Here is an 18,575-nt window from a genome sequence, read left to right as displayed (position 1 = left end):
ATCGGCCACCAGCACAAGAAGTCGAGTCAAACTACTGATGCAAAATTACTCAGCACATCCTATAGAAATGATAAGTAGCTTCTGGCGCAACAAACGCCTGATAATGCAGCTAAGTAAGCGCGAAGTGCTTGGCCGATACCGCGGTTCTACTTTGGGTTTGTCGTGGTCTTTCTTCAACCCTATATTGATGTTGATTATTTACACCTTTGTTTTTTCGGTAGTGTTCAAAGCCCGCTGGGGTGTATCAGAGACAGAAAGTAAAACCGACTTTGCAATTATTCTCTTTGTCGGGCTTTTCATTCATGGCCTGTTTGCCGAATGCATTAACAGATCCCCAGGACTGATAACGTCCAATGTCAGCTACGTCAAGAAGGTAGTGTTCCCCCTTGAGGTATTACCGTGGGTTGCCTTTACTTCGGCACTGTTCCATGCCGCCATCAGCCTGATCGTACTGTTGCTCGCCCAGCTCATCATTAATCACAGTATTCCGGTCACTGCACTGCTGCTGCCAATCGTCGTATTGCCGCTTTTTCTGGGCATTATGGGAATGAGTTGGCTGTTCGCCTCCTTGGGCGTTTACCTGCGAGACATCAGCCAGATAACGGTAATGTTTTCCACCGTCATGCTGTTCATGTCCGCTGTCTTCTTTCCGATAACCGCCCTGCCGGAAAAATATCAATTCTGGATTCGGATCAATCCATTGGCTTACATCATCGAACAAAGTCGCAATGTGCTGATATTCGGCGAGCTGCCAGACCTCAAGACCTGGATCGTTATGTTCATCATTGGCACCGTGGTTGCCTGGTGTGGCTTTGCCTGGTTTCAAAAAACACGCAAGGGGTTCGCCGATGTACTCTGAGTCTGCGATCAAGGTTGAAAACCTCAGCAAGTGCTATGAAGTCTATGACAAACCGCACAAACGACTTTTGCAAATGCTGTTCAGAGGAAAACGCAAATACTTTCACGAGTTCTGGGCCCTGAAAAGTGCCTCGTTCGAAGTAAAAGCGGGCGAAACCGTCGGTATTATTGGAAGCAATGGCTCCGGCAAGTCCACGCTTCTGCAAATGCTCTGCGGCACCTTGAACCCAAGCTCAGGTGAAATCAGCGTACGCGGCCGCGTCGCAGCGCTGCTGGAACTCGGCGCCGGTTTTAACCCGGAATTCACAGGTAAAGAAAACGTCTACCTGAATGCCGCGATTTTGGGTCTCACTCTCGAAGAAATCAATGCATCTTATGCGGCAATAGAAGAGTTCGCGGAAATTGGCGAGTTTATCAATCAGCCGGTTAAAACCTATTCATCGGGTATGTATGTTCGGCTCGCATTTTCCGTAGCCGTGCATACGAAGCCCAGTATCCTGGTGGTCGACGAAGCTCTGTCCGTCGGCGATGCACGGTTTCAGGCCAAATGCCTGGACCGTATCAAGCAGATGAAAGATTCCGGGGTCAGCATCCTTTTTGTGTCCCACGATGTGGCGGCTGTTCGCACACTATGTGATCGCGCATTGTGGCTGGACAAGGGGTGCGTCCGCGCACTGGGTGACGTGTTCCCCGTGACAGCCCAATACACCGAGCACCTGTTCAATCGCACGCCCGACAAAAGCGTCGAAGCAATCTCGATCGAGACAGTACCTCAGCCTCGAGAGGCGCAGCAGCCCATCAACCATTGGGGCTCGCATATTGGCATCATCGATTCTGCCGGGATTTATGACGCCGCGGGCGTGCGAAAGAATTTGTTCACTGACCACGAGAAGATGATTGTGAAAGTCAGATTTCACACCCATCAACTGAAGTCCACTGAAGGGCTATCGGTGTCGTTTTCCCTCAAGAACCTCTCGGGCAGCGACCTGATCGTTGGCAGTACCTGGAATGAAAGACTGACTTTTACCCAAGATAGTGGAGCCGGCCAAGAAGTGATTTTCGAGGTCGATAACTATTTGTGCTCGGGGGACTATCTGTTAGTGGCAGCGATCGAGAATAGAACTTCAGCGGCAATTCATTACTACGAATATCTGGAAGGTGCACAGTATTTCTCTTCATCCTTCATCAGTAATTCATCAGGGCAATTCATGCCCAGAATCTCGATTGCCATTGAAAATAATGCAGTGAGTAAAGGAGCACTTACACCATGAAAAAACCTACTGATAGCGCAATTGAACCTGGTGAAGTCAACTCCAAAACCTACTGGGATTATCGCTTCTCCAACGATTGGGAAGAAAATTTTGGCAGAGAACAGAGTATTTTCTTCAGTGATGTAGCGGCCAACAATATTCCGTCGTGGCTCATCACCTTGATCAGCACTCAGAATCTGACAATGTGCGACTGGGGTTGCGCCCAAGGCGATGGTACTCAGAATCTGGCAAAACGCCTGAATCTGCCAGGTCTTGTCGGTGTGGATTTTTCATCCGAGGCCATCGAAAAGGCAACAGCCGCCTATCCGCAATGCAAGTTCCTTTGCGATAACTTTCTGAGCGAAAGCTCCAGCGAAACCTGGGACGTACTGTTCTCGTCCAACACGCTTGAGCATTTCAACTCGCCTTGGGAAGTGCTGAGCCAGATTTCCTCGAAAGCGAAGCAATTCATTGTTCTTCTGCTTCCATTCAGAGAACAGGAACTGATCGACGAGCATTTTTATTCGTTCGATTTTGACAACGTGCCCGCTCATTTCGGTAGTTGGTCACTGACCCATAGCAGCATCGTCGACACTTCGAAAGACGAGCCCAATTACTGGCGCGGCGAGCAAATCCTTCTCGTCTACTCGAATCTGGATAATCAGCAGAGCGCAAAACTCTCGCTGAAAAACATTCACATCGAGACAAACAGCGCGCATTCGGAAGAACTGGCTATCCGGCTCGCAACCATGCAACAGCAAGTCGAAACACAATTAAATGAACTGGAAGAAGCCAGACAGGCGCTTGAGATCAACCAGGCAGAACTTGCCCGCAAAGAGGCAGCCCTGATTGCGAGCGAGGAAGCGAACCTGACCACAAATAAACAACTGCAGTTGGTAGAAACGCAGTACAGCACCGTGATCAATAGTCATTCGTGGAAAATCACCAAACCACTGAGACTGGCACTACGTATCGCTCGCCATGGAATTAAAGAAAGCGACAAACGCGCGCTGAAAAACAAGGCCCGAACCCTTTATCACAAACTGCCGTTACCGGACGCGATGAGAAAAGCCCTGCGCCGATCGTATTCGGCAGCCATTGAGGCGCCTATCTCCGCGGTAAAAGGACAACTGCTGAATGGCAGCCTGTTCGATCTGCCGGAGCTGCGACCCGCACCGCAGCAGAAGGGTCTTGCCGACTATATTTTTTGGGGTGTCATTGACTGGCACTTCCGCCACCAGCGACCACAGCAACTGGCTCAGGCGCTGGCGGGTGCCGGTCGCCGGGTGTTCTACATTTCGGTCAACCTGGTAGACGACCCGCGCTGCGGCTTCAACGTCGAACAACTCGATGCACACGGTCGCCTGTTCCAGATCAACCTCTATGTCAAAGGCGCGCCGGTGATCTACACCACCGCACCGGGCGTGGATATTGCTGAGCAACTCAAAGGCTCGATTGGCCAGGTGCTGGACTGGGCAAACACCAAACAAGTAGTGTCACTCATCCAGCATCCATTCTGGTATGAAACCTCGTCCATGCTTCCAGACAGCGAACTGGTTTACGACTGCATGGACCACCACGAAGGTTTCGGCAACGTATCCGAAGAGGTCCTGTCGATCGAACGAGCGCTGATGCGTAACGCCGACATCACCATTACCACGTCTACCTGGCTGGATGAAATCGTTGCACAACACACTGACAGCCGGGTTCTGATCAGGAACGCAGGTGAGTTCGACCACTTCGCCTTCAAACCGGCCAACGTGTATGTGGATCCTCTAAATCGCAAGATAATTGGCTATTACGGCGCTATCGCTGAATGGTTCGATCTGACACTTCTGGAAAACGTCGCCAAGGCCTTCCCGGAGCACTGCATTCTGATGATCGGTGCCGACACCGTGGGCGCCCGCACGCAGCTGGCACATCTAAGCAATGTAACCTTCACCGGCGAAATGCCTTATAGCGAACTGCCAAAGTACCTTCACGCGTTTGACGTTTGCCTGCTGCCTTTCCAGGTAATCCCATTGACGCTCGCAACTAACCCCGTCAAGGTTTATGAATATCTGAGCGCTGGCAAACCTGTCGTTTCTGTCGACCTGCCGGAAATCAAGCAATTCGAAAATCTGGTGCATGCCGCCCCGACGACCGATGCATTCATCAGCGCTATTAACGAAGAGCTGAATGCTGTCAACTCGACGGAGCGTATACAGGCACGCCAACAGTTCGCCAGAAACCAGACTTGGGGTCATCGCGCAGAACAAATGATCAAGCGGATCGAACTGGACCGCACAGTGCCTCGCGTCAGTGTCATCGTAGTAACGTATAACAACATTGAACTCACCAAGGCTTGCCTCGCCAGCCTGGACGAGCACTCCAACCATGAAAACCTGGAAATCATCGTCGTCGACAATGCGTCTGCCGATGGTACGCCGGATCTGTTGAGAGAATGGGTCACCCAGGCCCCGAACCGCGAAATCATTCTGAACGATGACAACACTGGATTTGCTGCCGGCAACAACCTCGGCCTTGCCAAGGCAACGGGCGAGTATCTGGTGCTGCTCAATAACGATACCTACGTCACTCCTGGCTGGATCCGCACGCTGTACCGTCATCTTCAGCGGAACAAGAATATCGGTATTATCGGCCCGGTGACTAACAACATTGGTAACGAAGCCAAGATCCAGATCAGCTACCAGAACATGGAAGAGATGCTTCTGGAGTCAGCCAAATACACCCACAGCCATATCGGGAAAGTGCAGAACATTCATACCGCAGCGTTTTTCTGTGTGATGTTTTCCCGCGAGATCTATGAAACTGTCGGCCCACTGGATGAAGCTTTTGGCCGAGGCTTTTTCGAAGACGATGATTACTGCAGAAGGGTCGAGCAACTCGGCCTGAGCATTGCCTGTGCCGAAGACGTGTTCATTCACCACCACCTGTCGGCGTCGTTCAATAAACTCAGAAGCGCTGACCGCCAGGCCCTCTTCGAGCAAAACAAAGCCACGTACGAAGCAAAATGGGGCACCTGGACACCTCATACCTACAAGAATGTTGAGAAATGAGTGAGTCAATTACTGTGCTTTCGTCTCTCGGGGCGGACTGGCTGATCTGGGCGGTATCGTCATCATTGTGACCATCCCCCTTACTTTCGTGCTGACCCGTTGGTTCCTGCGCCGCACGTAGGCCTTGTCACCACGCTAAATTTTTGCAAAGGAAATTCTGAATATGAAAATCATGTGCACTGTCGGCACACGGCCAGAAGCTATCAAAATGGCTCCGGTCATTCTGGCCTTGAAGCAACAACCCTGGGCAGAAGTTCGGGTTCTGGCGACCGCACAACATCGACACATGCTGGATCAGGTGATGACATTCTTCGGTATCGTGCCCGATATCGACCTGAACATCATGAAGCCTAACCAGACGCTGACCGAGTTGACCGCCCGGCTTTTGCTCGAACTGGATAAGGTGTTGCTTGAGGAGAAGCCCGACGTCGTTCTGGCTCAAGGTGACACGACAACAGTCTTCGCGATGGCCCTCGCCTGCTTCTACCGCCGTATACCATTTGGGCATGTGGAAGCCGGCCTGCGCACGTGGGATATGCAGAACCCCTTCCCGGAGGAGGCAAATCGCGTATTGGCCGGTCGACTGACCCGTTGGCATTTCGCTCCGACCGAAAGCTCGAAAGCCAACTTGCTACGCGAAGGCATCCCGGATCAGGACATTACCGTAACCGGCAACACCGTAATCGATGCATTGCTGATGACCGCCGCCAAGGACTTGACCCTGGGGATTGACCTGGACGACAGCAAACGCCTGATTCTGGTGACCTCTCACCGTAGAGAGAACTTCGGTGCACCATTCCGGGAGATTTGCCGGGCACTCAAGACGCTGGCAGAGAGCAACAGCGACGTGCAGATCCTTTATCCGGTGCACCCTAACCCGAACGTCAAGGACGTTGCATATGAGGTTTTGGGCAACACCCCGAACATTATTCTGTGCGAGCCACTCGATTACGCACCGTTCATTGCCGCCATGAAGAAGGCCTATCTAATCATCAGTGACTCTGGTGGCGTTCAGGAAGAAGCCCCGGCCCTGGGCATTCCGGTTCTGGTCCTGCGGGATGAAACGGAACGACCTGAAGCCGTGGACATGGGCGTCGTCAAGCTGGTAGGTCCTAATCACGACCCGATCCTGAAAGAAGCCCAAACCCTGCTGGATAACCCGGCTGCTTATAAAGCAATGGCCCGAGGTGTTTCTCCTTATGGTGATGGCAAGGGCGCAGAACGCATTGTGGCGGTGCTGAAAGAGTACTGCGTTTAATGCGTCTGGTTTATTTGTCACCTGTGCCGTGGGCAAGCTTTGCCCAACGGCCGCAAAAATTCGTTCGCTGGTTTCACCAGAAAACAGCGGGCGAAGTGTTGTGGCTTGATCCTTATCCAAGCCGTTTCCCACGCTTGAATGACTTCAAGAAAATTGGCGTCAGCGACAAAACCGAAAGCGATGATCTGGAACCCTGGTTAAGCGTATTGAAACCAAGGGCGTTACCTATCGAACCTTTACCGGCGTCCGGACTGATAAACGGACGACTTTATTGGTCCGAACTTCTAAAGACGGTGGAAGCATTCGCCCAGGATCAAGAAATTCTATTGGTCATCGGCAAACCAACAGCCCTTGCACTGCAAGTATTGAAGCTATTGAAAGGTCATCCATCGGTGTACGACGCCATGGATGACTTCCCGACGTTTTTTTCGGGAATATCGAAAGCGGCGATGGCTCGGCGAGAACGACAGATCGGCAGCAATACCACTGTCGTTCTCGCGTCCTCGACAAAACTGCGAAAAAAATGGGAGAGCCATAACCCAAACGTCAAGTTTGTGCCTAATGGACTCGACGTTGAGCTTTTGCCTCCCGCGAAGACCCAGTTTCACAGCAATCAAACAAAGATCTTCGGTTATCTGGGAACAGTGGGTGCCTGGTTCGATTGGCAATGGATGATTCATTTGGCCCAATCATGCCCCAACGACAGTGTTCATATCGTCGGCCCCGTGTTCAACCCTTGCAATGTGAAACTCCCCAGCAATCTGAAACTGTTTCCACCGTGCAGCCATAAAGATGCACTGCTGACAATGTTGTCGTTCGACGTCGCGGTCATCCCGTTCCTGAAGAATGAACTGACGTCATCCGTCGACCCGATAAAATATTACGAGTACCGGGCGCTGGGTTTACCCATCATCTCGACAGGTTTTGGTGAAATGGCCTACAGAGGTGAGCAGGAAGGGGTTTATCTGTGTGACAACGCAGAAGAAATGATCCCCGCGGTAGTCAAGGCGCTGGATTACACAACGACCAGCAGCTTCACTGACAGTTTCAAAGTAGAAAACAGTTGGGAATCCCGGTTTGACGCATCCGGCGTGATTTGTGTTTAGTCCGCTCAGCGACAACGGCTGGAGCGAACATCGGCTGTACTGTTTTACCCGGTAAACGAAGTCTGAAGGTTTCGCCTTAGACTTCCATTCAGTCAGGTACGGGGTCAATCAAAAATTCACAGGAGTTTAACGTGGCAGCACAACAAAAAATTGCAGTGGTTATCCCCTGCTTTAAAGTAAAAGCTCAAATATTGAATGTCATCTCAAATATTGGTCCTGAAGTTGATCGCATTTACGTTGTGGATGATTGCTGCCCACAAAACTCTGGCGCTTATGTTAAAGAGAATTGCAATGATGAGCGTGTAGTTGTGCTGTACAACCCTATAAATCTGGGTGTAGGCGGGGCAGTCATGAATGGCTATAGTTCCGCCATCCAAGACGATATATCAATCATTGTCAAAGTAGACGGTGACGGTCAGATGGACCCAAACCTGATCAAAAAGTTTGTCGCCCCTATTATAAATGGTGAAGCTGACTATACTAAAGGCAACCGTTTTTTTGACCTTGAAGAGATACATGCAATGCCAAAGATGCGCTTGTTTGGCAACGCGGTTTTATCATTCATGACCAAACTCTCTTCAGGCTATTGGGACCTATTCGATCCTACCAATGGCTTTACAGCGATCCATCGAGACGTCGCAAAGCATTTGCCATTCAGCAAGATAAGTAATCGTTATTTTTTTGAAACGGACATGCTTTTCAGACTTAATACCTTGCGAGCAGTCGTCATCGACATACCAATGGACGCAAAGTACGGCGATGAAGAAAGCAATCTGAAAATATCCAAGATCGTTGGCGAATTTCTACTTAAACATACAAGAAACCTGTCAAAACGGATTTTTTACAACTACTATCTTAGAAATATGTCACTCGCCTCGCTGGAGCTTCCCTTGGGACTTTTTATGTTGCTGACCGGAACTTTTTTCGGGATAAGTCATTGGATCACATCCATTGCATCAGGTGTACCTACTGCAGCAGGCACTGTAATGTTATCGGCACTCCCTATCATTCTCGGCACGCAACTAGTTCTAGCCTTTATCGGTCATGATATTTCATCGGTGCCCAAGCGACCATTTCACTTAAAAACGCAATTTCAGCGTTAATAAACTCAGGAACATCACGAATATGACTTACATAGTCGCCATGATTTGCGTTTTCGGCATCGCAGCTGGTCAGATTTTATTTAAAATGAGTGCATCATCACTTCATAAAACAGGCAGTTTCTTTGACATTACAACCGCCACTCTCATTTGTTCCGCATTCGCGCTTTACGGAATCACCACAATAGGCTGGATATGGGTATTGCAGAAATCCGACCTTGGACGAATCTACCCTCTAATGGCATTGGCGTTTGTTTTAGTACCTATCGGAAGTTATCTGTTCTTTCAAGAGAGATTCAATCCACAATATTTTGTCGGTGTCACTCTGATCATCGGCGGCATTATCGTCGCAGTAAAATCATGATACTCCCAACTCTTAAAAAGCCTTGGCAGTTTTCAGATGTCTAAAATTACATCACTTTCCTCACAATTAATCACTGGCGTGCTATTGATCTCCGCCTTAAGCATTCCCGCTTTGGTGGCACATTACTCGCCCACACTTCCTTTTTATTGGAACATACCACTACTTTTAGATGCCGCATGCTGGACACTTGGCGTACTTTTAATCTCTGCGCTCTTAAAATTCAAGAATTTTGGTTATTCGAACCTAGCCTTAGTAGCACTACTACTTTCATATTTTGCCGTAGGCATAGGTATCGCAAGTACACTGACAATCATTTACTTCATCATATCCTCTTACCTGCTCGGTAGACTGGCTCTACTATTGGTATCAACTGAAACACTGGCGGTAGCACTATTCGATCGTGCACTTCTTGTTGGGATTTGTCTCTACGTTTGCGTCTTCAGCGTATTAATCCATTTCCCGGTCAACCATCAGGTCATCTACCTCGCAATCCTAGGTATTCCTTTTCTATTTCTGAAGAAAAAAGACGCAAGAAGTTTACTACTGAGTGCGTTACGCGATACTGCCTCAACCACACTCGCCACGCTTCAGCAGATGTCCTTCCGAACGGTAGTTGCTCTGGTTTTATTCATCGGCTACGTTTCCAGATTTAGCTTTTTCCCCTCTATCGGATTTGACGATAACGTATTACATCTAAGGATGTGGACGGAACTGACTCAATACCATTTCTACAGTTTCGATATCGAACACCAGATCTGGTCTGTCGCTCCATTTGCCATCGACCTACTGCATTCGATCATTTCGCTGGCGTCAAACTCCGATGCGAGAGGGGCATTGAATATAGCAATGCTGGGGCTACTCCTCCGTGCAGTATGGATGATATCTTCCAGTTTTCTCGACAAACATTTCGACAAGACTCTCCTCCTGCTTCTGCTCTGCAGCACACCTATCCTCTCGACTCTCTTGACCTCGCTGCAAACTGAGTTACTTCTGGCACTGCTGGTGACCATGGGGGTAAAAGTACTGCTGGAAGAAAGCACAGGGGATGCCAGTACCAGATCGCTCTCCATTTTGGCTGCAGCATCATTATGCGCGGCAACCAAACTGCCCGGAATGGTTTTGGGTTTTATGCTACTAATAGCATACGTGCCATTATTTCTGCGTGAAAAAATACACTTTAAAGCTGACAACAGACATCATCAGCCTGCGCTTTATACACTATTGATACTTACACTAACTTTTACCGCAATTCAGTCATATATCTATTCTTGGTTCGCATCAGGCAACCCACTATTCCCTCTATATAACGAAATATTCAAATCACCGTATTTCGACATACGAAACTTTTCGGATCCGCTATATCAGAAAGGATTTTCAGTAAAGAGCTTCTGGTCGATTTTTTACAACACAAGCACTTACTATGAATCAAAAAATTTTGTTGCCGGCTTTCAATATCTATATCTGTTGCCAATCGGCCTGATCACACTGATTGCCAGCAAAAAAATAAACACGCAACTCAAATTGACCCTCATAGTACCTACACTGGGCTTTGGGCTTGTCATGTTTTCAGCCTCTCAGTATTGGCGTTATCTGTTCCCTATCGTGCCGCTTGCGAGCGTGATTGTAGGTTTTCTGCTTTATCGGCCCCGTAGTGTTTCCGACGGTTCGACGAATGCAACGTGGGTCATCAGAAGTGTTTTCATGTTTTTTATCGCAGCGAACATTTTCTTCTTTCCTGGCGTTACGTGGTTTTTTTCCCACCCCACACAGTTGTCCTATACAACACAAGGCAAGGCAACGATTACCGACATCGTCGCTCCTTCTAAGTCACTCACAACCTATCTTAGCAAAGATGCCAAAAACCCCACCGTGTTATATGATCCAAATGCAACGCTAGGAGCGACACTACTCGGAAAACCGATTTATACGAACTGGTACTCTCCGAAGCAGAGAGACGAATATGATCGAATCAAAACCAAGGCAGATATTGCTACCCTGTTTGAGCGCAATCACATTGAATATGTCGTCTGGGACTCTACCCTATCGGTTACTCTAGCAAATCGAAATGCAATGCTTGATTTTTTGACGCTGCACGGCCAGCCTATCTACCAAGTCGGCCCGCTCATCGCGTACAAAATTTCAACAGATGAGGTTAGCTACAAACCATTCTTTGATATGCGCACTCAGGCTCCCAATGCGACGCCCACGCATTCATTGATGGCTGATACCACTCCGAAAGTAATCGCAACAATATCGATCAGCAATGCGAGATCTGCAAAATATGACGTGACCTTCGAGTGCTCCGACTCAAGCGGTTCGTTTATTGCCCAAATCAACTGGAATGTGCCTCCCGTCTACTACAAGCTCATTCCGTGCGTGAAAGGTCGAGTAAACTTCACAGAAACCCTGCCTATTCCACAGGGTGCAACCAATGGCAATATTTATGTCACCGCCAGAGATCGAGAAAGTGTTGACGTAATAGATTTAAGTATTGGACTTAACTAAAAAAACGCCGCACCTATAAGGTGCGGCGCTTTTTTTTCTCAGTGAAATTCAGCTCTCATCACTATGCTCTATTACTCCTGCGGTGAATACATAGCATAGTGCAGCTAATGGCAGGTAAGCCAACAACAGGCCGGCAGCCCCAGGCATCCCCCCTTTAGCGACAATGATTGCTATAGGCGTCAGCCATAGCAAGTTAATAGCTACAACACACAGGGTAACAACCTTATGACTGGCGAAGCGACGCGATGCATACTGATATGCGTGGCTACGATGCGCCTGAGATACTTTATCGCCCCGAGCAAATCGTCTGATCAATGTCCATGTGGCGTCGACAATAAAAACCCCTAGCACTATCATCCAGCTCCAGAACAGCTCGGGCGCCGTCCAAGCCGCTTGTATCGCTAACGCGGCCAAAAGAAAACCGAGGAATCCACTTCCTGCATCCCCCATGAAAATTCGCGCAGGCGGAAAATTCCAGCATAGAAATCCAGCCACTGCGGCAGCTAATATCACTGGAGCCCAGACCAGTTCCATGTGGGCGCTGAACCAGTACGCCGCGCACATCCCCAAGCAGGCACAAATGGCTTCGGCACTGGCCAGACCGTCGATACCATCCATGAAGTTGTAAAGATTAAGCATCCAGACCAGGTAAACCAGAGCCAGGCCGTTGCCGATCCACCCCAAATCAACCGCAGTGCCAAAAAACGAAACAGCAGGCAACCCGTTCAACCAGAAGAGGGCCCACATGGCTGCGATAAAATGTCCTAACAATCGCCATCGAGCCGCAATATGTCCGTGATCATCTGCAAAGCCAATCACGGCCACCAGCAAACACGCGCCCAACACGCCGTAAAGGATGGCCGGGGCAAGCAGTCCAAGCCCGCCAAGGACCGGGAAAGCTAAAGCCAAAGATACGACGATGGCCACCCCTCCCCCCCGCGGTGTCGGAACACTGTGAGAACTGCGCTCATTGGGAATGTCCATCAAACTTCTGGCTAACGCATATCGACGCAAGATGAGCGTTAACCCCCAAGACACCACGAATACGACAAGTAACAACCACCAATAACTCATTTCGTCTGCTTTTCCAGAAAATGGCCAGCGGCCTGTCGCATGGCTTTATCCATGCTGATCGGGGGAGTCCAACCCAACAGCATTCGATTTTTACTGATATCGACCTGAAGCGAACCGCAGATACGTTCTGCGACGGACTGCCTGTTAAACATCAAGGCGGTGAACTTCAACAACCACATGGGCAATGGCAACAACCAGGTCTGCTTGTCCAAAGCAGTCGCCAGTCGCCGTAGTAATTGGGTCGTGGACAGATCTTCGCCATCGCTCACCAGAAATGTCTGGTTGGCAGCCTGCGGATGGTCAATACAGGTCACGACTAGATCCACCAGATTTCCTATCGACACCAGGCTACGCTGGTTATGGATGGCCCCCAATGGCAGCGGAATGCCCTTATTGAGCCAACTCAGCATGCTCTGGAAGTTGGCTTTCACCCCAGGGCCATAGACAAGCGGCGGGCGAACGATCACGATTTCCATACCGGTTTCCTGGCCCAGCCCCTTCAGCGCCTCCTCAGCCTCATATTTCGACAGACCATAGGGGTCGGTCGGGTGCACGGGGTCGTCCGCCTTGAAGGGCTCACCCAGAACAGTGCTTTCGCCATTGACCTTCACCGAACTGATAAAAATGAAACGCGTGACACCTGACTCAGCGGCAGAGCGGGCAAGCCTGAGCGTGCCTTCAACGTTGACCTTACGGTACTCGGCCAAGACATCTATAGCAGTCTCATTCATCACATGAACCCGAGCAGCCGCATGGATGACGACATCGACCTCACTCAGAGAGGGCAGCACCCCTCCATCAACAAGATTGAACGACTTGACCGGACATAGGCCATGTAACCGGGTGGTACCACGAACAGCGGCTATCGGGCTGAACTTTTTATCAATCAGCAGCCGGAAGACAAGTGCCTCGCCTACAAATCCGCTTGCCCCTGTAACCAGAACGCTTGGGACTCTCACTTGGCTTTGTTCCCTATTAATGCGGTCGTCCAGCAGATACAAAAGAAAAAAACTTTATCGCGCATCCGGCGCCGGCACCTCCAGGCATTCAAAGACAGTTTCATGAGTTGCCGACGGCCCAACTGCAACCAATCCTTCACGAAAGGCTCGCTGTCCTGCCCCACCAATTTGGTAATTAACTGAACCTGATTAAACCACCAACCGTCGTGAATCGTTTTGTAACGAGAAATCAATGGGCTCAAACCCTTGTTGGCACCTACCTGATTACGCTCATGCTGGCGATAGTCCATGGATGGCAACGGGTCGATATACCAGCGATAGCCATGACTGCGGGCAAAAGCGTAGCAATACCAGTCATGCAAAGTGACTTCCTGCAGATGCTGCCAATTTTCAAGCATCACCGCTTTCAAGGACTCTGCCAGCTTTTTGCTAAACACATAGGTACAACCCGGACCCGCCGCTTCGAACAGGTAGTCCCATTCAACCTGGGGTTGAGCCTTGTCTAACAAGTGGGTTCTGCCATCCGACCAAAAAGCCGTAACGTTGCTGGAGTAGGCATCGACTTGGCGAGTTTGAATGGCGTCGACTGCACGCTGCAGTTTGTCTTTGTGCCAAATGTCATCCTGGTCGGCAAAGGCAATAAAATCGAAGGAGCCGAAGTCGACATCACGAATCAATCGAAAGAAGTTACGCGAGGCCCCGCCGAATCTACCGGCGTCTGGTAGAACGACTACCTGGTGATGCTCTGCCGCATAAGCCGCGCACCAGGTTGCTGTACCGTCAGTGGAGGAGTCAATGCTGATGTGTACGGTAACGTCTACGTCAGACTGACCAAGGATCGAGGCCAGTTGCTCTTCGATCCAATGCATACCGTTGTAGGCAGCCAGTAAAACTGCAACCTTGGGAGATTTTACTGGCATGCCATTCCTGCTTGCATGATTTGAACACTGGAGAGAGATAGCTCTCGTGTTAGCGAGAAGGCGAGTCCAGCAGTTTCTGCAGGTACTGACCGTAGCCAGTCTTCTTCAGAGCGTCAGCTTGAGTACCCAGCTGCTCGGCACTAATCCAGCCATTGTGATAAGCAATCTCTTCCAGGCAAGCCACTTTCAGGCCCTGGCGCTGCTCAATGGTGTGCACGAAGTGACTCGCTTCCAGCAGCGAATCATGGGTACCGGTGTCCAGCCAGGCGAAGCCACGACCGAGCATTTCGACGTTGAGGGTCTTCTGCTCGAGATAGGCACGGTTAACGTCGGTAATTTCCAGCTCGCCACGTGGGGATGGCTTGATGTTCTTGGCGATCTCGACGACCTGATTGTCGTAGAAGTACAGGCCGGTCACCGCGTAGCTGGATTTCGGCTTCAGCGGCTTCTCTTCGATGCTAAGGGCACGGCCGGCAGCGTCGAATTCGACGACACCAAAACGCTCTGGATCCGATACGTGATAGCCGAATACGGTCGCACCATGCTCTTGAGTGCAGGCGGAACGCAGGTTCTCCGAGAAGTGCTGACCGTAGAAGATGTTGTCGCCGAGGATCAGGCAGCAAGGATCTTTGCCGATGAATTCTTCGCCAATGATGAAGGCTTGTGCCAGACCGTCTGGACTAGGCTGCTCAGCGTAAGTCAGCTTGATGCCGTATAGGCTGCCATCGCCCAGCAATTTGCGGAAGTTCGGCAGGTCTTCAGGGGTGGAGATAATCAGGATTTCGCGCATGCCGGCAAGCATCAGCACCGATAGCGGATAGAAGATCATCGGCTTGTCGTAGATCGGCAGCATCTGCTTGGACACGCCGAGGGTCAACGGGTGCAGACGAGTGCCCGAACCACCAGCGAGGATGATGCCTTTACGATTTGTCGTGGTCATTTATTCAGGACTTCCATAAGCATTCGGGTGACACCACTTTTCCAATCCGGCAAGTGTAGAGAAAAATTGTCGCGCAGCTTCTGCGTATTCAACCGTGAGTTCAGAGGACGACGCGCCGGTGTTGGGTAAGCAGTGGTGTCGATCGGATTGATCGCCGTAACGGCGAGTTCTTCGCCGTTGGCCTTGGCAAAACCGATCACATGGCTGGCATAGCCGTGCCAGGACACTTCGCCGCTGGCCGCCAAGTGATACAAGCCCGCCAGTTCAGGGCGCTGCAGGACTTGCTGAATGGCCAATGCCGTCACGTCGGCGATTAGGTCTGCACCGGTTGGGGCGCCGATCTGGTCGGCAATGACGCTCAGGGTGTCGCGGTCCTTGGCCAGGCGCAGCATGGTCTTGGCAAAATTATTGCCGCGAGCGCCATAGACCCAGCTAGTGCGGAAGATCAGGTGCTTGCAGCCCGAAGCGGTAATCGCCTGTTCGCCGGCCAGTTTGCTGGCGCCGTAGTGATTCACCGGGGCGACGGCATCTATCTCTTGCCATGGCTTCAGGCCTTCACCGCTGAATACGTAGTCCGTCGAATAGTGAATCAGCCAGGCACCCAGGGATGCAGCCTCTTCCGCCATGACCCCACTAGCCTGACCGTTCACACGGTCGGCCAGCTCAGTTTCGGACTCGGCCTTATCGACGGCGGTGTAGGCCGCAGCGTTGACGATGACGTCAGGCTTGACCTGGCGGATCGTCGCGCGCAGTGCGTCGAGGTTAGCCAAATCGCCGCTCAAACCATCGACCGGGTGACGGTCCAGGGCGATCAATTCGCCAAGCGGTGCAAGGGCGCGTTGCAGTTCCCAGCCCACTTGGCCGTTTTTTCCCAACAGAAGGATTTTCATGCTTTGTCCGTACGATCCGTGTAGTTCTGGTCGATCCATTGCTGGTAGCTGCCGCTCTTCACGTGAGCTACCCACTCAGTGTTGTTCAGGTACCACTCGACAGTCTTGCGGATACCGGTTTCAAAGGTTTCTTCCGGCGTCCAACCCAGCTCGCGCTGGATTTTGCTGGCGTCGATCGCGTAGCGCTGGTCGTGGCCCGGGCGATCCTGAACGTAGGTGATCAGGCTGGCATGTGGGCGATGAGCGGAGTCCGGACGCAGTTCGTCGAGCAGTGCGCACAGGGTATGCACCACTTCGATGTTTTGCTTCTCGTTGTGGCCGCCGATGTTGTAGGTCTCACCGATCACGCCTTCGGTCACGACTTTGTAAAGTGCGCGGGCGTGGTCTTCGACGTAGAGCCAATCGCGGACCTGATTGCCTTTGCCGTAAACCGGCAGCGGCTTGCCTTCCAGTGCGTTGAGGATGATCAGCGGGATCAACTTCTCAGGGAAGTGGCACGGGCCGTAGTTGTTCGAGCAGTTGGTGACCAGGGTTGGCAGGCCGTAAGTACGAGCCCAGGCGCGAACCAGGTGATCGGAGCTGGCCTTGCTGGCCGAGTACGGCGAGCTTGGCTGATACGGCGTGGTTTCGGTGAAGAGGTCTTCCGGACCTTCGAGGTCTCCGTAGACTTCGTCGGTGGAAATATGGTGGAAGCGGAAGTTGGCTTTGCGCGCATCATCCAGTGCCGCCCAATAGTGGCGTGCTGCTTCCAGCAAGGTGTAGGTGCCGATGATGTTGGTCTGGATGAATTCAGACGGACCGGAGATCGAGCGGTCAACGTGGGACTCTGCGGCCAGGTGCATGATGGCATCTGGTTGGTGTTCACGCAGGACACGGTCCACTTGATCACGGTCGCAGATGTCGACGCGCTCGAACACATAACGCGAGTTCTGGCTGACTTCAGCCAGCGATTCAAGGTTACCGGCATAAGTTAGTTTATCGACGTTAACGACAGAGTCGGTAGTGTTGGAGATGATATGACGAATGACTGCCGAGCCGATAAACCCGGCGCCGCCGGTTACTAGAATTTTCACGCGAAACCATACCCTTAAGTTGCTGACAGGGCCGCCAACCGCCGCACTGTCTAATCCATGAATGCAAAAGCCGTCAAATTCGCCGAGGTCTGAACCGTTTCGGGAATGCCCTATCGACCAAGCGCAGCATTTTACAGCTTAATGAAGGTTTTACTAATGGATATGGACAAGCTGTGCGCAAATCCGATGCGTGCAACGGGCTTGTCGCAATCAGACAAGGCGCTTGCGTGAGGCTCTGGACGTACGCCCCAGAAACCAGCCAAGAATCGGCCCGATCACCATTCCAATCAGCAGCGCAATCACCATGATCAGTGAAACTGGCAACTGTGGGCCTGCCCAGCCCAGAAACAACAGTGACACGCCTTGCTGGTTCTCAAGAACGAACGCCAGGATCGTTAGAACGAGAAACAGGACAAATACAGCGAGAAGTACGCGCTTGAGGTTATGCATCAGCGGTTCCTTGATGTGCAGCAGCTGTCAAAGCCCTTCCTCCTCATCCTCGTTCACACGATCACGCAGTTCTTTGCCTGGCTTGAAATGCGGAACGAACTTGCCGTCGAGGCTGACGGACTGACCGGTTTTAGGATTGCGACCAACGCGCGGCGCGCGATAGTGCAGAGAGAAGCTGCCAAACCCACGGATCTCGATTCGATCACCAGTGGCCAGACATTGGGACATTTGCTCAAGCATGGTCTTGATGGCCAGTTCCACATCCTTGGATGAGAGCAGCCCTTGATGGGTGACAATTCGTTCGATCAACTCCGACTTCGTCATATTTTTCCCTTCTTTTTCAAGCAGCTAGGAAAAGCGCTTCAAAGGTTTTAGCATGCCCGGAGAAATTTGAACAGCCCGAGTTTTGACATATCTTTCCCTGCAATGAGGTGCCCGATTTCAGAGCATCGGAACATTGCTCAAACCCAGCATTCATCTACAGATAACCAGCATTGTGCGCGTCAGATAACCCGCGGGATTGAAGCCGAAAGGGAACTCATCTTCCTCCTTAGCGTCATCGGACCTTACGACGACTTTATAGCCTGCGCCCTTGCATTCCCTGGCAGCTCGCTTGTGGCACTTTTCCCATCCGGAGCCCAATCCTGAACAATCGATTTCTATACCACTGACTCCGCGTACCGCATGAGTCTTGGCGCTAGTGGTACAACCTGCCAATGTCAGTACTGCTATCACGACAATGAGCTTGTTCATTCGCTTCCTTATGCCA

Annotated in this window: 17 protein-coding genes; 8 read left to right on the top strand and 9 right to left on the bottom strand. The window is 51.1% G+C overall.

The window, feature by feature from the left end:
* The first annotated feature begins 37 nt into the window (after window positions 1-37).
* The 8 genes from IC37_RS20995 to IC37_RS20960 all read left to right on the top strand — a co-directional run bounded on the left by IC37_RS20995 (window position 38) and on the right by IC37_RS20960 (window position 11,500).
* Window positions 38-859 (top strand): ABC transporter permease, encoded by an 822-nt coding sequence (locus IC37_RS20995; RefSeq protein ID WP_030128722.1) that lies wholly within the window; start codon window positions 38-40, stop codon window positions 857-859.
* Complete coding sequence (locus IC37_RS20990; protein ID WP_033864842.1) at window positions 849-2,129, top strand: ABC transporter ATP-binding protein; 1,281 nt, start codon at window positions 849-851, stop codon at window positions 2,127-2,129. The genes IC37_RS20995 and IC37_RS20990 overlap by 11 nt, the downstream gene beginning before the upstream one ends.
* Entirely contained in the window at window positions 2,126-5,167 is a 3,042-nt protein-coding gene (locus tag IC37_RS20985) for a glycosyltransferase (RefSeq protein ID WP_081729276.1), read from the top strand. The genes IC37_RS20990 and IC37_RS20985 overlap by 4 nt, the downstream gene beginning before the upstream one ends.
* A 163-nt stretch (window positions 5,168-5,330) precedes the next feature.
* On the top strand, window positions 5,331-6,425 hold the full coding sequence (gene wecB / locus IC37_RS20980; RefSeq protein ID WP_030128725.1) for a non-hydrolyzing UDP-N-acetylglucosamine 2-epimerase: 1,095 nt from the start codon (window positions 5,331-5,333) through the stop codon (window positions 6,423-6,425).
* Window positions 6,425-7,531: a glycosyl transferase gene (locus tag IC37_RS20975; RefSeq protein ID WP_030128726.1), complete on the top strand. Its 1,107-nt coding sequence runs from the start codon at window positions 6,425-6,427 to the stop codon at window positions 7,529-7,531. Before wecB ends, IC37_RS20975 begins: the two co-directional genes overlap by 1 nt.
* Before the next feature lie 131 nt (window positions 7,532-7,662).
* Entirely contained in the window at window positions 7,663-8,634 is a 972-nt protein-coding gene (locus IC37_RS20970) for a glycosyltransferase family 2 protein (protein ID WP_030128727.1), read from the top strand.
* Between the two features lie 22 nt (window positions 8,635-8,656).
* Window positions 8,657-8,995, top strand: coding sequence for a hypothetical protein (locus IC37_RS20965; protein ID WP_030128728.1), 339 nt, complete (start codon window positions 8,657-8,659; stop codon window positions 8,993-8,995).
* 36 nt (window positions 8,996-9,031) lie between these two features.
* Complete coding sequence (locus IC37_RS20960; RefSeq protein ID WP_030128729.1) at window positions 9,032-11,500, top strand: hypothetical protein; 2,469 nt, start codon at window positions 9,032-9,034, stop codon at window positions 11,498-11,500.
* A 48-nt stretch (window positions 11,501-11,548) separates the two neighbouring features.
* Here IC37_RS20960 and IC37_RS20955 read toward each other — a convergent pair whose 3' ends face one another.
* The 9 genes from IC37_RS20955 to IC37_RS20915 all read right to left on the bottom strand — a co-directional run bounded on the left by IC37_RS20955 (window position 11,549) and on the right by IC37_RS20915 (window position 18,559).
* On the bottom strand, window positions 11,549-12,574 hold the full coding sequence (locus IC37_RS20955; protein WP_030128730.1) for a glycosyltransferase family 4 protein: 1,026 nt from the start codon (window positions 12,572-12,574) through the stop codon (window positions 11,549-11,551).
* Window positions 12,571-13,575, bottom strand: coding sequence for a UDP-glucose 4-epimerase family protein (locus IC37_RS20950; RefSeq protein WP_371916343.1), 1,005 nt, complete (start codon window positions 13,573-13,575; stop codon window positions 12,571-12,573). The genes IC37_RS20955 and IC37_RS20950 overlap by 4 nt, the downstream gene beginning before the upstream one ends.
* Window positions 13,530-14,453 (bottom strand): glycosyltransferase, encoded by a 924-nt coding sequence (locus tag IC37_RS20945; RefSeq protein ID WP_030128732.1) that lies wholly within the window; start codon window positions 14,451-14,453, stop codon window positions 13,530-13,532. The genes IC37_RS20950 and IC37_RS20945 overlap by 46 nt, the downstream gene beginning before the upstream one ends.
* Window positions 14,454-14,502: 49 nt before the next feature.
* Window positions 14,503-15,393 (bottom strand): glucose-1-phosphate thymidylyltransferase RfbA, encoded by an 891-nt coding sequence (gene rfbA / locus IC37_RS20940; protein WP_030128733.1) that lies wholly within the window; start codon window positions 15,391-15,393, stop codon window positions 14,503-14,505.
* Window positions 15,390-16,283, bottom strand: coding sequence for a dTDP-4-dehydrorhamnose reductase (gene rfbD / locus IC37_RS20935; RefSeq protein ID WP_030128734.1), 894 nt, complete (start codon window positions 16,281-16,283; stop codon window positions 15,390-15,392). The genes rfbA and rfbD overlap by 4 nt, the downstream gene beginning before the upstream one ends.
* The gene (gene rfbB / locus IC37_RS20930) at window positions 16,280-17,356 is read right to left on the bottom strand and encodes a dTDP-glucose 4,6-dehydratase (protein ID WP_030128735.1); all 1,077 of its coding nucleotides are present in this window, start codon (window positions 17,354-17,356) and stop codon (window positions 16,280-16,282) included. Before rfbB ends, rfbD begins: the two co-directional genes overlap by 4 nt.
* Before the next feature lie 210 nt (window positions 17,357-17,566).
* On the bottom strand, window positions 17,567-17,806 hold the full coding sequence (locus tag IC37_RS20925) for a lipopolysaccharide assembly protein LapA domain-containing protein (RefSeq protein WP_030128736.1): 240 nt from the start codon (window positions 17,804-17,806) through the stop codon (window positions 17,567-17,569).
* Window positions 17,807-17,833: 27 nt separating this feature from the next.
* The gene (ihfB, locus tag IC37_RS20920; RefSeq protein WP_003369729.1) at window positions 17,834-18,130 is read right to left on the bottom strand and encodes an integration host factor subunit beta; all 297 of its coding nucleotides are present in this window, start codon (window positions 18,128-18,130) and stop codon (window positions 17,834-17,836) included.
* Between the two features lie 150 nt (window positions 18,131-18,280).
* Window positions 18,281-18,559 carry a hypothetical protein gene (locus tag IC37_RS20915; RefSeq protein ID WP_030128737.1) on the bottom strand — a complete coding sequence of 93 codons (279 nt, stop codon included), beginning with the start codon at window positions 18,557-18,559 and terminating at the stop codon, window positions 18,281-18,283.
* Window positions 18,560-18,575 lie beyond the last annotated feature (16 nt).

It is taken from the genome of Pseudomonas sp. QTF5, assembly GCF_000512695.2.
In the GTDB taxonomy this organism is placed as follows: Bacteria; Pseudomonadota; Gammaproteobacteria; order Pseudomonadales; family Pseudomonadaceae; genus Aquipseudomonas.
Note: the sequence above shows the minus strand (reverse complement) of the source record. Positions and strands in the feature narration are given on the sequence as shown.